The sequence below is a fragment of the Kineococcus deserti genome (assembly GCF_050871945.1).
Lineage (GTDB): Bacteria > Actinomycetota > Actinomycetes > Actinomycetales > Kineococcaceae > Kineococcus.
Map to the genome: position 1 here is coordinate 1 of NZ_JBJLSI010000034.1, position 13,826 is coordinate 13,826.

Annotated in this window: 14 protein-coding genes, 1 pseudogene and 1 riboswitch; of the genes and pseudogenes, 7 read left to right on the plus strand and 8 right to left on the minus strand. The window is 73.7% G+C overall.

Annotated elements, in window-relative coordinates; translation table 11 throughout:
• Positions 1-150: 150 nt before the first annotated feature.
• Together ACRYR2_RS20455 and ACRYR2_RS20460 are read right to left on the minus strand one after the other, a co-directional pair.
• On the minus strand, positions 151-831 hold the full coding sequence (locus ACRYR2_RS20455; RefSeq protein WP_432564734.1) for an SMI1/KNR4 family protein: 681 nt from the start codon (positions 829-831) through the stop codon (positions 151-153).
• 141 nt (positions 832-972) lie between these two features.
• On the minus strand, positions 973-1,734 hold the full coding sequence (locus ACRYR2_RS20460; RefSeq protein ID WP_432564735.1) for a ParA family protein: 762 nt from the start codon (positions 1,732-1,734) through the stop codon (positions 973-975).
• Between the two features lie 71 nt (positions 1,735-1,805).
• Positions 1,806-1,903, plus strand: a riboswitch (glycine riboswitch).
• 106 nt (positions 1,904-2,009) lie between these two features.
• Between ACRYR2_RS20460 and gcvP the strand changes: the two genes are divergently transcribed.
• The 4 genes from gcvP to ACRYR2_RS20480 are packed head-to-tail and all read left to right on the plus strand — an operon-like array spanning position 2,010 to position 6,962.
• Entirely contained in the window at positions 2,010-4,883 is a 2,874-nt protein-coding gene (gene gcvP, locus ACRYR2_RS20465) for an aminomethyl-transferring glycine dehydrogenase (RefSeq protein ID WP_432564736.1), read from the plus strand.
• Positions 4,884-4,885: 2 nt separating this feature from the next.
• On the plus strand, positions 4,886-5,407 hold the full coding sequence (locus ACRYR2_RS20470; protein ID WP_432564737.1) for a VanZ family protein: 522 nt from the start codon (positions 4,886-4,888) through the stop codon (positions 5,405-5,407).
• 5 nt (positions 5,408-5,412) lie between these two features.
• Positions 5,413-5,895 (plus strand): NfeD family protein, encoded by a 483-nt coding sequence (locus ACRYR2_RS20475; protein WP_432564738.1) that lies wholly within the window; start codon positions 5,413-5,415, stop codon positions 5,893-5,895.
• Positions 5,895-6,962, plus strand: coding sequence for an SPFH domain-containing protein (locus ACRYR2_RS20480; RefSeq protein WP_432564739.1), 1,068 nt, complete (start codon positions 5,895-5,897; stop codon positions 6,960-6,962). Before ACRYR2_RS20475 ends, ACRYR2_RS20480 begins: the two co-directional genes overlap by 1 nt.
• Here ACRYR2_RS20480 and ACRYR2_RS20485 read toward each other — a convergent pair.
• The 3 genes from ACRYR2_RS20485 to ACRYR2_RS20495 are packed head-to-tail and all read right to left on the minus strand — an operon-like array spanning position 6,934 to position 8,601.
• Positions 6,934-7,668: a cytochrome c oxidase assembly protein gene (locus ACRYR2_RS20485; RefSeq protein WP_432564740.1), complete on the minus strand. Its 735-nt coding sequence runs from the start codon at positions 7,666-7,668 to the stop codon at positions 6,934-6,936. The two genes, ACRYR2_RS20480 and ACRYR2_RS20485, sit on opposite strands and share 29 nt — an antisense overlap.
• The gene (locus tag ACRYR2_RS20490) at positions 7,665-8,105 is read right to left on the minus strand and encodes a DUF2243 domain-containing protein (RefSeq protein ID WP_432564741.1); all 441 of its coding nucleotides are present in this window, start codon (positions 8,103-8,105) and stop codon (positions 7,665-7,667) included. The genes ACRYR2_RS20485 and ACRYR2_RS20490 overlap by 4 nt, the downstream gene beginning before the upstream one ends.
• Before the next feature lies 1 nt (position 8,106).
• Positions 8,107-8,601 carry a hypothetical protein gene (locus ACRYR2_RS20495; protein ID WP_432564742.1) on the minus strand — a complete coding sequence of 165 codons (495 nt, stop codon included), beginning with the start codon at positions 8,599-8,601 and terminating at the stop codon, positions 8,107-8,109.
• A 42-nt stretch (positions 8,602-8,643) separates the two neighbouring features.
• Here ACRYR2_RS20495 and ACRYR2_RS20500 point away from each other — a divergent pair, with 42 nt between their 5' ends.
• From ACRYR2_RS20500 to ACRYR2_RS20510, 3 genes are all read left to right on the plus strand, one after another.
• The gene (locus ACRYR2_RS20500; RefSeq protein ID WP_432564743.1) at positions 8,644-9,447 is read left to right on the plus strand and encodes an MBL fold metallo-hydrolase; all 804 of its coding nucleotides are present in this window, start codon (positions 8,644-8,646) and stop codon (positions 9,445-9,447) included.
• 76 nt (positions 9,448-9,523) lie between these two features.
• Entirely contained in the window at positions 9,524-11,038 is a 1,515-nt protein-coding gene (locus ACRYR2_RS20505) for a cryptochrome/photolyase family protein (protein WP_432564779.1), read from the plus strand.
• Between the two features lie 87 nt (positions 11,039-11,125).
• Positions 11,126-11,689 (plus strand): dienelactone hydrolase family protein, encoded by a 564-nt coding sequence (locus ACRYR2_RS20510; protein WP_432564744.1) that lies wholly within the window; start codon positions 11,126-11,128, stop codon positions 11,687-11,689.
• A 30-nt stretch (positions 11,690-11,719) separates the two neighbouring features.
• Here the strand turns inward: ACRYR2_RS20510 and ribA are convergent.
• From ribA to ACRYR2_RS20525, 3 genes and pseudogenes are all read right to left on the minus strand, one after another.
• Positions 11,720-12,295 (minus strand): annotated as a pseudogene (ribA, locus tag ACRYR2_RS20515) (GTP cyclohydrolase II); the annotation flags it as partial.
• 89 nt (positions 12,296-12,384) lie between these two features.
• Positions 12,385-12,798 (minus strand): SufE family protein, encoded by a 414-nt coding sequence (locus ACRYR2_RS20520; RefSeq protein WP_432564780.1) that lies wholly within the window; start codon positions 12,796-12,798, stop codon positions 12,385-12,387.
• Positions 12,799-12,842: 44 nt separating this feature from the next.
• Positions 12,843-13,757, minus strand: a complete 915-nt coding sequence (locus ACRYR2_RS20525) for a sulfurtransferase (RefSeq protein WP_432564745.1) — start codon at positions 13,755-13,757, stop codon at positions 12,843-12,845.
• Between the last annotated feature and the right edge of the window lie 69 nt (positions 13,758-13,826).

A 13,826-nucleotide genomic window follows, 5' to 3' on the forward strand; every position in this document is an offset into this window, starting at 1 on the left:
CCCCCCCCCCCCCCCCCCCCCCCCCCCCCCCCCCCCCCCCCCCCCCCCCCCCCCCCCCCCCCCCCCCCCCCCCCCCCCCCCCCCCCCCCCCCCCCCCCCCCCCCCCCCCCCCCCCCCCCCCCCGGGTTCGGTGCGTTCCGAGGGTGGTTCCTAGTCCAGCAGCTCGGCGCGGGGCAGGGCCTGCAGGGCGAAGGGGTCGGTGACCCAGTCGTGGGTGTCGGGCAGCCAGATGACGGCCGCCAGCAGCGAGTCCGCCCAGGTGCTCAGCAGGTCGTGCAGGTCGACGCGCCAGCCGTGCTGGTAGCTCTCGCCGTCCTCGGTCAGGACCAGCTGCTCGACGACGGCGCGGCTGGAGCCGAGCCGGACGGCCAGGAGTTCCTCGTCACGGGCGAACACCGGCAGCAACGCGGGCGGCGAGGCCAGTCCCGGGCCTCGTCCCGTCGCACGGCGCACGGCCTCCTCCAGCGTCAGCGGAACCCAGCCGCCGGGTCCGACCGTGGGTGCGCTGACGCGGAAGGCGGTGCGGACCGGGTCCACGCCGTCCACCGTCCGCCACCAGGCGCGAGCCCCGCGCGGGACCAGCAGACCCATCTGACGTTCGACCGCGTCCAGCCGCGCGTCGTCGACACCGGGCCGCAGCCGGGAGGCGATGTCGGCGCCGGAACGGGTCCACTGGGTCCGCAGCCGCTCGACGACCGCGACGATGCGGTCGGCGTCCGGATCGGGGGCCGGAACCCGCACGGGGGCGGGGGTCTGGACGGCCGGCGGGGCGGTGGTGCGGGCGGCGCGCACGACGCGGGGGCGTTCGACCGGGGTGTTGGACGACGTCATGGAACCTCCTTGGACCCGCAGGGCTCGCGGGGGCGCGGGACGGAACCGAGGGTTTCGATACCGGGCACACGCAGTGACTCGACCGTAAGTGCTCGACGATCTTCCCGCACGTCGGACGTCCCAGCTCCCCGCCCGGTTCCCTCAGGAGGTGAGCAGAACCCGGTCCAGCACCGCGTCGAACTGTCCCGCAAGCGTTCTGGCCGGCCGGGTCCGCAACGAGTGCAACGGCACGCCGGCGCCCTGCGACTGCGGCACCGCCACCCGGTCCGGCAGGGGTTCCAGCACCAGGTCGCCGAACAGCGCCTGCAGTTCCTCGTAGCGGAAGCGCTGCTCGCCCGAGCGGTGCACGAACCGGTTGACGACGATGCCCACGACCCGTGGCGCCGAGCGCAGGCTGCGCACCTCGCGCACCGTGCGGTCGACGGCGGCGACCGAGAACCGGCTGGCGTCCGAGACGACCAGCACCGCGTCGGCCGCCCTCCACGCCGAGCGGGTCAGCCCGTTCAGCGACGGTGGGGTGTCCAGCAGCGCGAGTTCGTGCTCGTCGACCTTGCCCAGCGCGCGCCGCAGCGCCTTCAGCGCCTCCTCGCCGGTGTCCGGGGTGTCCAGCCCGGCCGACGACGCCGACCCGGTGAGGACGTCGAGCATCCCCGGGTGGTCGTCCACCCAGCCGCTGGGCGCGACGGCCTCCTCGGCGACCCGGCGCTTGGGGGTGCGCAGGACGGCGGAGACGTCGTGGTCGCGCTGGGCGGTGACGTCCAGGCCGGACGTGGCGTCCGCCTGGGGGTCGAGGTCGACGACGAGAGTGCTGGTTCCACGGGCCAGTGCGGCGGACGCGAGCCCGAGGACGACGGAGGTCTTGCCCACCCCACCCTTGGCACTGCAGACGGCGAGGGTGATCACGGCGACAACCTACCGTCGGCCAGCCCGTACAGTGGGCACCAGCAGTTCCACCAGCAGTTCCACCAGGCCGTTCACCTCGCGTGGGAGAGATCCCGGACCGCACCAGGACCGGGGCGCCGAAGGGGCAACATCCCCGGAACCTCTCAGGCGGAAGGACCACACGAGGCAGGCCGCTCTGGAGCACACCCGGCCCGGGTGCGTGACAGACGGGGAGGTCCCGCCCGCAGTTCCAGCGACCTCCGGAGAGTCCCTTGACCTCGCCGTCCGTGCCGTCCGTGCCGTCCGCGCCCACCGCCGACCTTCCCGGCGTCACCCCCGACCCGGCGCCCGTCCCGTTCAGCGCCCGGCACATCGGGCCCGACCCCTCCGCCGTCGAGCGCATGCTGGCCGTCGTCGGCCTGTCCTCCCTCGACGACCTGGTCGACCGGGCCGTCCCGGCCGGGATCCGCGACGGCGTCCTGGACCTGCCCGGAGCGCTCGACGAGACGTCGGTGACCGCCGCCCTGCGGGCGCTGGCGGCGAAGAACCGCGTCGTGCCCTCGATGATCGGCCTGGGCTACGTCGGCACCCGCACCCCGGCCGTCGTGCGCCGCAACGTGCTGGAGGACCCGGCCTGGTACACGGCCTACACGCCGTACCAGCCGGAGATCTCCCAGGGCCGGCTGGAGGCCCTGCTGAACTTCCAGACCGCCGTCACCGACCTCACCGGCCTGGACGTCGCCAACGCCTCGCTGCTGGACGAGGGCACCGCGGCCGCCGAGGCCATGACGCTGGCGCGGCGCACGTCCAAGGCGCCGGCGGGTGCCGTGTTCGCGGTCGACGCCGACGTGCTGCCGCAGACGCTGGCCGTCCTGCGCACCCGCGCCGTCCCGCTCGGCATCGAGCTCGTGACGGTCGACCTCGACGCGCCCGAGCCGCTGGCGGCCGTCGGGAACGTCTTCGGGGTGCTCCTGCAGTACCCCGGGACCTCCGGCAAGGTCCGCGACCTCGCCCCGGTGGTGGCCGCCGCGCACGCCCGCGGGGCGATCGCCGTCGTGGCCGCCGACCTGCTGGCCCTGACGCTGGTGCAGGCACCGGGCGAGTTCGGCGCCGACGTCGCCGTGGGCTCCAGCCAGCGGTTCGGGGTCCCGATGGGCGCCGGCGGCCCGCACGCGGCGTACCTGGCCGTCCGCAAGGGACTGGAACGCTCGCTGCCGGGCCGGCTGGTCGGGGTCTCGGTCGACGCCGACGGCAACCCCGCCTACCGCCTGGCGCTGCAGACCCGCGAACAGCACATCCGCCGTGACCGGGCGACCTCCAACATCTGCACCGCGCAGGTGCTGCTCGCGGTGATGGCCGGCTGCTACGCCGTCTTCCACGGCCCCGACGGTCTGCGGGCCATCGCCTCCCAGGTGGCCCGCCGGGCCGCGGCGCTGGCCGCCGCGCTGCGCGCCGGGGGAGTGCAGGTTGTCCACGACGAGTTCTTCGACACGGTGCTGACCCGGGTCCCGGGCCGGGCCCGCGCCGTCGTCGACGCGGCGCTGGCCGCCGGGGTGAACCTGCGGTTCGTCGACGCCGACCACGTCGGCCTCACGGTCGACGAGACCACCACGCCCGCGCACGTCGCCGCCGCCCTGACCGGGTTCGGGCTCGCGCCGGCGCAGGAGACCGCCGCCCCCGCGCTGCCGGCCGCCCTGCGCCGCACCTCGCAGTTCCTCACGCACCCGGTGTTCTCGACGCACCGGTCCGAGACGGCGATGCTGCGCTACCTGGCCCGGCTGTCCGAGGCCGACTACGCGCTGGACCGCGGGATGATCCCGCTGGGTTCGTGCACCATGAAGCTGAACGCGACCACGGAACTGGAGCCGATCTCCTGGCCCGAGTTCGCCGACCTGCACCCCTACGCCCCGGCCGACCAGCTCGCCGGAACGGCCGAACTCGTGGCCGACCTCGAACGCTGGCTGGCCGAGGTCACCGGCTACGACGCGGTCTCCCTGCAGCCCAACGCCGGATCGCAGGGGGAGTTCGCCGGGCTGCTGGCCATCCGCGCCCACCACCTCGCCAACGGCGACGCTCGGCGGACGGTCTGCCTCATCCCGAGCTCGGCGCACGGCACCAACGCCGCCAGCGCCGTCATGGCCGGGTTGAAGGTCGTGGTGGTGGCCTGCGACGAGGCCGGCAACGTCGACCTGGCCGACCTGCGCGCCAAGGTCGCCCAGCACGCCGACGACCTCGCCGCCCTCATGGTCACCTACCCCTCCACCCACGGGGTGTACGAGGAGTCGATCCGCGAGGTCTGCGCGCTCGTGCACGACGCGGGCGGGCAGGTCTACGTCGACGGGGCCAACCTCAACGCGCTCGTCGGGCTGGCCCGGCCCGGCCGGTTCGGCGCCGACGTCTCGCACTTGAACCTGCACAAGACGTTCTGCATCCCGCACGGCGGCGGGGGCCCGGGCGTGGGGCCCGTCGCGGTGCGCTCGCACCTGGCGCCGTTCCTGCCCTCCACCTCGCCACAGGCCCAGCAGGACGGTCAGGGCGTCGGCATGGTGTCCGCCGCACCGTTCGGGTCGGCCGGGATCCTGCCCATCCCGTGGGCGTACCTGCGGCTCATGGGGCCGGACGGGCTGCGCGCGGCGACGGTGCAGGCCGTGCTGAGCGCGAACTACGTCGCCGCGCGGCTGGAGAAGGCGTTCCCGGTGCTGTACCGCGGCCCGGGTGGCCTCGTCGCCCACGAGTGCATCCTCGACCTGCGGCCGATGACCAAGGCGACGGGCGTGACCGTCGACGACGTGGCCAAGCGGCTCATCGACCACGGCTTCCACGCCCCGACCATGTCGTTCCCGGTCGCCGGAACCCTCATGGTCGAACCGACCGAGAGCGAGGACCTGGCCGAACTGGACCGGTTCTGCGACGCGATGCTCGCCATCGCCGCCGAGGTCCAGGACGTCGCCGAGGGCCGCTGGGCCGTCGCGGACTCCCCGCTGCGGCACGCCCCGCACACCGCGGCCTGCCTGGTGGGGGAGTGGAACCACCCGTACTCGCGGGCCGAGGCGGTCTACCCCGGCGGGATGGACCCGCGGCGCAAGTACTGGCCGCCGGTGCGCCGCATCGACGGGGCGGCCGGGGACCGCAACCTCGTCTGCTCCTGCCCGCCGCTGGAGGAGTACTGACCGTGGGGGCGGTCCCCACCTTCCTCGTCGAGCACGCCGAGCTGGTGCCGCTGGCGCTGGTGCTCGTCGTGGCCGGTTGCGCCGCACTGGCTCTGCTGGTGCGGCGCCGACGGACGGCCGGCTGGCTGCTCGCCCTGACGCTGGTGCCGGTGCTGGTCCTGACGCTGGCCCCGGACGACCGGGGCCGGCGCGCGGACGGCGCGGCCTGGTGCGAGGTGGGGTTCAGCGTGCCGACGCCGGGCAGCGTGGAGCTGCTGGCGAACGTCGCGCTCTTCGTCCCGCCGGCGGTGTTCGCGGTGCTGCTCGTGCGCCGTCCGGTCCTCGTGGCGCTGGGCGGATCGGCGTCGTCGGTGGTGGTGGAGGCGGTCCAGGCGGCGGCGCCGGCGCTGGGCCGGTCCTGCACCACCGACGACTGGGCGATGAACACGCTGGGCACGCTCGTCGGGGTCGTGGTGGGCGTGCTCGTGGCGGGCAGGGTCGGGGCGGCTGTGCGGCGGCTGGGTAGGATCCCCGCCAGGGGGTGATCACCATGGATTTCCTGGAGGCGTTGCTCGACCGCAGCTGGCTGCTGTGGCTGGCCTCGGCCCTGGTGCTGGGAATCCTCGAGATCACCGCCATCGACCTCGTCTTCGCCATGCTCGCCGGCGGAGCCCTCGCGGGGGCGCTCGCCGACGCCCTCGGGCTCGGTTTCGTCGGGCAGGTCCTGGTGGCCGCCGCCGTGGCGGGTCTGCTGATCGGCACGATCCGCCCCGTCCTGCTGCGCCGGTTGCACATGCCCCCCGCGGGGACGACGAACGCCGCGGCGCTGGTCGGCCGGCCGGCGCTGGTGCTGGCCGAGGTCAGCGCCCGCGGCGGGCTGGTCAAGCTCGTCGGCGAGACCTGGTCGGCGCGCTCGGCGCCGGGCACGAGCTACACCGAGGGCGAGGACGTCGTGGTCCTCGCCATCGACGGGGCCACCGCGGTGGTCGGGCAACCCGTCACCCCCGCCCAGCTGCCCGAGGAGAGAACCTGATGGACACCGTCGTGACCCTGGTCGTGCTGGTCCTCGTCATCCTGTTCGTGGTGACGGTGATCATCCGCACGATCCGGATCGTGCCGCAGGCCACGGCCGTCATCGTCGAGCGGCTCGGGCGGTACTCGCGGACGCTGGACGCGGGACTGCACTTCCTCGTCCCCTTCATCGACAAGGTGCGCGCCAACGTCGACCTGCGCGAGCAGGTCGTCTCCTTCCCGCCGCAGCCGGTCATCACCTCCGACAACCTCGTCGTCAGCATCGACACCGTCATCTACTACCAGCCGACCGACCCGAAGTCGGCCACGTACGAGATCGCGAACTACATCCAGGGCATCGAGCAGCTCACCGTCACCACGCTGCGCAACGTCATCGGCTCGCTCGACCTCGAGCAGACGCTGACCAGCCGCGACCAGATCAACGGTCAGCTGCGCGGGGTGCTCGACGAGGCCACCGGCCGGTGGGGCATCCGCGTCAACCGCGTCGAGCTCAAGGCCATCGACCCGCCCGCCAGCGTGCAGGACTCGATGGAGAAGCAGATGCGCGCCGAACGCGACCGGCGCGCGGCGATCCTGAACGCCGAGGGGCTGAAGCAGTCGCAGATCCTCACCGCCGAGGGCGAGAAGCAGTCGTCCATCCTGCGCGCCGAGGGCTCGGCCCAGGCCGCGATCCTGCGCTCGCAGGGTGAGGCCAAGGCCATCACCCAGGTGTTCGATGCGATCCACCGCGGCAACCCCGATCCGAAGCTGCTGGCCTACCAGTACCTGCAGACGCTGCCGCAGATCGCCCGCGGGGACGCGAACAAGGTGTGGATCGTGCCGAGCGAGCTGAACGACGCGCTGAAGGGTTTCGGTGCGATGTTCACCGCCCACGGTGCGGATCCCTCGGGATCCGACGGCGCGGCCCCGCGGCCGCGGGACGAGGCGCCGGAGACCGGTTTCGAGGAGGTCGTCCTGGAGGACCCGGGCGAGGCGCTGAAGCGGGCCCGCGAGGAGGCCGCCGGCGCCAGCCGCGTCGCCGAGGGCGCCACCCGCGACGTCAGCGGGGACGCCCGTCCGCAGGGTTGAGCTGCTGCAGGGCGACGGGTCCGCGCGCCGGTCGCGGTGCGCTGCGCCGGTACCAGCGGGCGAACAGGGCCACGGCGGTGGCGATCTCCACGACGTCGCCGCCGTAGTACAGCAGTTGCGCCGCCGTGCCCTCACCGGCGGCGTACAGCAGTTTGGCCACGACGCCGTGCACGGCGAACACGAACAGCAGGGCCAGCGAGCAGGGCAGGATCCCCGGTCGGCGCGGCACGGGGTCAGGGCCGACGAGGACGGCCGAGAACAGGTAGCCGGCCAGCACCATGTGCACCGTGAGGGGCCCGTGCCAGCCGTGCGGCAACGGGGCGAGGTAGTACAGGCACAATCCGCCGGCCTCCAGGGCCGTGGCCAGCGGCAACCACGTCACCGTCCGCGCCCACCGGCTGTGCAGCACGGCCACCACACCGGCACGAGCCGGGCCCGTGACGGTGCGCAGGACCAGGCTGACCGGTGCGGACAACGCCAGCAGCAACGGCGCCGCCATCGTCACCAGCAGGTGCACGGCGGTCTCCTCGAGCGCGCTGCGGACGGGCAGCAACCCCGCGGCCGCGACCGCGACCACCGCCCCGACGGCCGCCGCCGACCGCGACACTGGCCAGCGGTCCCCCCGCCGGTGCAGGCGCTGCTCCGCCCCGAGGTAGCCGGCGAGCAGCGCGCCCGCGGCGCTCAGCAGCAACCAGCCGGGGATCACGACGTCCGGGCCTCCCGCCGCCTCGCCCGCAGCAGCAACACCGTCCCGGCGACCAGCCCGGCCACGGCCGCGAGGTTCCAGGCCAGGTCGTAGGGCAGCAGCTCGACGCCGTAGCGGATCTGGTGCAGACCGAACACCTTGTGGTGCACCAGCCCGTCGTACAGCTGGAAACCGCCCCAGCCCAGCAGCGCGCCGCCGACCACCCGCGGCCGTGAGGACGCGCGCCGTCGCTGCAGGTCGGCGAACATGAACAGTCCCGCGACGATCGCCAGCCAGCTGAAGGCGTGGAACCAGCCGTCCGAGACCAGCCCGGCCGTCGACGTCCCCCGGTCGTAGAAGTGGTGCCAGTGCAGGATCTGGTGGAACACCGCCTCGTCGACGAACCCCGCGACCCCGATGCCGACGAGGACGCCCGCCAGCAGGGACCGGCCGCGCACCTCAGCGGCCCAGGACGTCGGTGACGGCCCCGCGCCGCAGGCGTTCCAGCTCCGCGCTCTGCCGGTCCGCGCGCTGGACGAGTTCCTCCAGGGCGTCGGCGTCCAGCCGGCTGTCGGTGCGCGCCAGTTCACGCAGGGTGCGCCACAGCGCCCCCTTGCCCTCCACCCCCAGCACCAGGGCCTCCAGCTCGACGACCGTGCGCAGCGGCGAGCTGCGGACCAGGCGGCCGTTCGGCTTGAGCGCGCCGACCGCCTCGGCCGCCCGGCCCGCGACCTGCATCCACGGTTGCCGCGCGATCCCCAGGACGCCCATCCAGCGCAGCAGTGCCCGGCGGTCCTCGGCGACCTCGGCGTGCAACCGGCTCAGCGCCTCCCCGACCTCGGTGCCGCGGTGGGCGCGGGCCGAGCGCGCGAACCGGGCCTTGCCCGCGGTCGCGCCGGCCAGGTGGTCGTTGAGGTAGACCGTCAGGTAGTGCTCTCGCTGGTGATCGTCCACGCTGGACGAGTACCCGGCTGCCTCGACGGGTAACCCCACGGTGTGGACCACCCGCAGAAGCTGTCGCTGACCTTCGTCGGCACCGCCACCGTCCTGCTGCGCTGGGGCGGGCTGACGCTGCTGACCGACCCCAACTTCCTGCACCGCGGGCAGTACGCCTGGCTGGGCAAGGGACTGGTGTCCCGCCGCCTGACCGACCCGGCGCTGCAGGTCGGTGACCTGCCGCCGCTGTCGGGGGTGCTGCTCTCGCACCTGCACGGCGACCACTTCGACCGCGTCGCCCGCCGCGGCCTGGACCGCAGCGTCCCGGTGCTCACGACCCCGCACGCCCAGCGGCGGCTGGCCGGGCTGCACGGCTTCCGCGACGTGACGGGGCTGCGGACCTGGGAGACGCGGACGCTGGCCTCGGACGGTGACGAGGTGCGGGTGACCGCGGCGCCGGGACGGCACGCGCCGGGGGTGGTGCAGGCGCTGCTGCCGCCGGTGATGGGCAGCGTGCTGGAGTTCGGTCCCGTCGGTGGCCCCGTGCAGCGCCGCGTGTACGTCTCGGGGGACACGCTCAACGTGCCCGAGCTGCGCGAGATCCCCGTGCGGTTCCCCGACCTGGACCTGGCCGTCCTGCACCTGGGCGGGACGACCCTGCCGGGCGGGATCGTCGTCACGATGGACGGCGTGCAGGGTGCGGACCTGGTGGAGCTCGTGCGTCCGCGCACCGCCGTGCCCGTGCACTTCGACGACTACGAGGTGTTCAGGTCGCCGCTGGCCGACTTCACGGCGGAGGTGCAGCGGCGGGGACTGTCCGACGTCGTGCGGTGCGTGGCCCGGGGGGAGACCGCCGAGTTCTGAGGAGCGCCGTGCCCGAGGTGCCGGGACGGGCCGGTGCCGGGATGGTGGAGGTGTGCCGAAACACGCCGACCACGACGTGGACGTCGTCGCCCAGGACCTGCCCGAACGTTCCCCGGACGCGCGGCGGTGGCTGTTCGCCGACCAGCTCGGCCCGCACTTCCTCGACGCGCCGGAGCAGCCGGTGCTGCTCGTCGAGTCCAAGGAGGTGTTCCGGCGCGGACGGTTCCACCGGCGCAAGGCGCACCTGATCCTGTCCGCGCTGCGGCACCGGGCGGCCGAGCTGGGCGACCAGGCGGTGTTCGTGAAGACGGGCACCTACCGGCAGGGGCTGGCCGAGTGCGGGGAACCGGTCAGCGTGTGCGATCCGACGTCGTACGTGGCGCGGCGGTTCGTGCGCCGGCTGCCCGACGTGCAGGTGCTGGCCTCCAGGGGTTTCGTCGTCTCCGAACGGCAGTTCGCGCAGTGGGCGCAGCGGCGCGACGGCAGGCGGCTGCTCATGGAGGACTTCTACCGCGACGTCCGCCGGTACCACCGACTGCTGATGGACGGTGACCGTCCGGTCGGGGGCACGTGGAACTACGACCAGGACAACCGCCAGGGACCACCGAAGCAGGCCTCGCTGGACGTGCGGGAACCGCACTGGCCCACCGAGGACGAGATCGACGAGGAGGTCCGCGCCGACCTGGACCGGTGGGCGAAGGACGACGGCTTCGAGTTCACCGGCACCGACGGCCCGCGCCGGTTCGCCGTCACCCGCGCCGAGGCGCTCAGCGGCCTGCGGCGGTTCCTGTCCGAACGGCTGGAGCAGTTCGGCGTCTACGAGGACGCGATGCTGTCGCAGGACCCGTGGATGGCGCACTCGCTGTTGTCGGTGCCGCAGAACCTGGGGTTGCTCGACCCCCTCGAGGTCGCCCGGCGCGCCGAGGAGCACGGTCGCCGGCACCGGCTGCGGCTGGCCTCGGTCGAGGGTTTCATCCGCCAGGTGGTGGGGTGGCGGTCCTACACCTGGCACCTGTACTGGCACCTGGGGGAGGACTACAAGCGCCGCAACGCGTTGCGGGCGCAGCAGACGGTCCCGTCCTGGTTCGCCGACCTGGACGCCGACGCCGTCGAGGCGAACTGCCTGCGGCACGTGCTGTCCGGGGTGCGCGACGAGGGGTGGACCCACCACATCCCGCGGCTCATGGTGCTGGGGAACTGGGGCCTGCAGCACGGCTACCAGCCGGCCGAGCTCGCCGACTGGTTCTGGCGCAACTTCGTCGACGGCTACGACTGGGTCATGACGGCGAACGTCGTGGGCATGTCGCAGCACGCCGACCACGGCGTGCTGGCCACGAAGCCGTACGCAGCCGGTGGGGCCTACATCGACCGGATGAGCGACTTCTGCGGCGGCTGTCGCTACGACCCGAAGGTGCGGGTGGGCGAGAACGCCTGCCCGTTCACGGCGGGTTACTGGAACTTCCTCGCCGGCCACCGGGAGGACCTGGCGGGCAACCGGCGGATGACGCAGGCCCTGAGGGGTCTGGACCGGCTGCGCGACCTCGACGGCGTGCTGCACCAGGAGGCGGAGAGAGGAACTGGGGCACCGTGACCGACGAGACGCGCGCGTCCGAGCGGCTGAGCCGCCCGGACGGCCGCCGGGTGGCGGTCGGGCTGACCCTCACGGCGTGATCGCCGGGTGACCGAGGTCGTCCTCCTCCACCACGCGCAGGGCCTGACGGCGGGCGTCCGGTCGCTGGCGGACCGGATCCGCGACGCCGGGTACACCGTGCACGTGCCCGACCTGTTCGAGGGCGCGACGTTCGACACCCTCGCCGACGGCGTGGCCTTCGCCCGCCAGACCGGCTTCGAGGAGGTGGCGGCCCGCGGCGTGGAGGCGGTGTCCGCGCTCGACGGGGACCTGGTGCTCGTCGGCATCTCGCTGGGCGCCGTGCCGGCCGAGGGCATCGCCGTCACCCGTCCCGGTGTCAGCGGTGTCGTCCTGGTCAGCGGGGTCGTCCCGGTCGGGGCGCTGGACCAGCCGTGGCCGCCGGACGTCGCACTGCAGGTGCACACGCGAGCGGACGACCCCGACGGGGACCTCGAGCCCGCCCGCGAACTCGTGGCCGGGCTCGAGGCCGCCGAACTGTTCGTGTACGAGGGCGAGGCGCACCCGTTCGTCGACGACAGCCTGCCCACCTACGACGAGGCGGCGACCGGGCTCCTGGTGGAGCGGGTGCTGGAGTTCCTGGCGGACCACTGACGGTGCTGCCCTCCGACGTCCTCGCCGGGCTCAGCTCACGCCCGGCAACCGGTGGCCCATCCGGTCGCGCTTGGTCCGCAGGTACCGCAGGTTGTCCAGCGTCTGCGCGACCGGCAGGTCCCGCCGGCGCAGCACGGGGATGCCGTGCGCGACCAGGGCCTCGACCTTGACCGGGTTGTGCGTCATGAGCTCGACGTCGCGGACGCCGAGGTCGCGCAGCACCGCCGCGGCACCGGTGTAGTCGCGCGAGTCGACGGGCAGGCCGAGGTCGAGGTTGGCCTCGACGGTGTCGCGGCCCTGCTCCTGCAGCGCGTAGGCGGCGATCTTCTCGGCCAGCCCGATCCCACGGCCCTCCTGCCCCCGCAGGTACAGCACCACACCGCGCCCCTCGGCCGTGATGGCGTCCAGGGCGGCGTGCAGCTGGGGACCGCAGTCGCAGCGCAACGACCCCAGCACGTCGCCGGTCAGGCACTCGGAGTGCAGCCGCACGAGCACGTCGTGCCCGTCGCCGAGGTCACCGGTGATCAGCGCGAGGTGTTCCACGCCGTCGGCCTGGCGGTAGGCGACGGCGCGGAACGTCCCGAACGTGGTCGGCAGCCGGGCCTGCGACACCCGCGTCACCGGCAGGGCGGGGTGCACGTCCACCGACCGCTGGTCGAGCTCGTACGTGTCCGTCACCAGTCCCGTCCTCCCGCTCAGGCCGCGGTCGCGACGCGCACCTGGCGCTTCACCCGGGCCAGCATCCCGGTCATGCCCCGCATCCGCAGCGGGCTCACGGCCTGCTCCAGCCCGAGCCGGGAGCAGACGTCGGCCGGCAACCCCAGGACCACGTCGGCGGGCAGCCCGTCCAGCCCCTCCTGCAGGACACCGGCGAAACCACGCGTCGTGGGGGCCTCCGGCGGCGCGGACACGTGCAGGTGCACCGCGTTCGCGTCGTCGACCTCGGCGTTGATGAACACCGGCGACTGGCACTCGTCGACGCGTTCCATCTTCTCCAGGTGCCCCTCGAACTCGGCCGGCAGCGGCCGCAGCCCCTGGCTGAACTCCAGCAGCAGCTGCAGGCGCTCGCGTTCGGGCAGGGCCCGGAAGTCCTCGACGATCTCCGCCATGGCGGGCGGCAGGCCCGCGGTCGGGTCGTCGCTCAGCTCGGACGTCACTTGCGTGCCCCCTCCACGGAACCCTTGTCCGGGCCCTTGACGATCGGGACCCGCACGGTGTTGCCCCACTCGGTCCAGGACCCGTCGTAGTTGCGGACCTTGCCGAACCCGAGCAGCTCGGACAGCACGAACCACGTGTGGCTGGAGCGTTCCCCGATGCGGCAGTAGGCGATGACGTCGTCCTCGGGGGACAGGCCCTTCTCCTGCTGGTAGATGGCCTCCAGCTCCTCGCGGGACTTGAAGGTGCCGTCCTCGGCCGCCGCGCGCGCCCACGGCACGCTGTCGGCGCCGGGGATGTGGCCGCCGCGGACGGTGCCCTCCTCGGGGTAGTCCGGCATGTGCGTGCGCTCACCGGTGTACTCCTGCGGGGAGCGCACGTCGACGAGCTTGCCGCCGTCCGCCGCGATGTGCTCCAGCACGTCCTCCTTGAACGCGCGGATCGCGCCGTCCTGCCGCTGCACGACCGGGTACTGCGTGGCCGGGCGGGCGGTGACCTCGGTGGTGGTCTCGCGGCCCTCGGCGATCCACTTGGCGCGGCCGCCGTCGAGCAGGCGCACGTCGGGGTGGCCGAAGAGGGTGAAGACCCACAGGGCGTACGCGGCCCACCAGTTGTTCTTGTCGCCGTAGATCACGACGGTGTCCTCGCGGGAGATGCCCTTGGCCGACATGAGGGCCGCGAAGCCCTCGCCGTCGACGTAGTCGCGCGTCACCGGGTCGTTGAGCTCGGTGTGCCAGTCCACCTTGACCGAGCCGGGCACGTGGCCGGTGTCCCACAGCAGCACGTCCTCGTCGCTCTCCACCACGACCAGCCCCGGTTCACCGAGGTGCTCGGCGAGCCAGCCGGTCGTGACCAGCTTCTCCGGGTGCGCGTAGGCGGCGAGTTTGGCGTCGGGGTCGAACGGCGTGCTCACGGTGGTTCCTCCAACGGTCGTCGTGCACGTCCTGCGGGGCGGCAACACCAGGACCGCGCGATCCGTTCC

Coding starts and splice junctions, on each gene's coding strand:
- ACRYR2_RS20455 (WP_432564734.1), bottom strand. CDS start 831: ATGACGTCGTCCAACACCCCGGTCGAACGCCCCCGCGTCGTGCGCGCC.
- ACRYR2_RS20475 (WP_432564738.1), top strand. CDS start 5,413: ATGGATTTCCTGGAGGCGTTGCTCGACCGCAGCTGGCTGCTGTGGCTG.
- ACRYR2_RS20480 (WP_432564739.1), top strand. CDS start 5,895: ATGGACACCGTCGTGACCCTGGTCGTGCTGGTCCTCGTCATCCTGTTC.
- ACRYR2_RS20520 (WP_432564780.1), bottom strand. CDS start 12,798: ATGGCGGAGATCGTCGAGGACTTCCGGGCCCTGCCCGAACGCGAGCGC.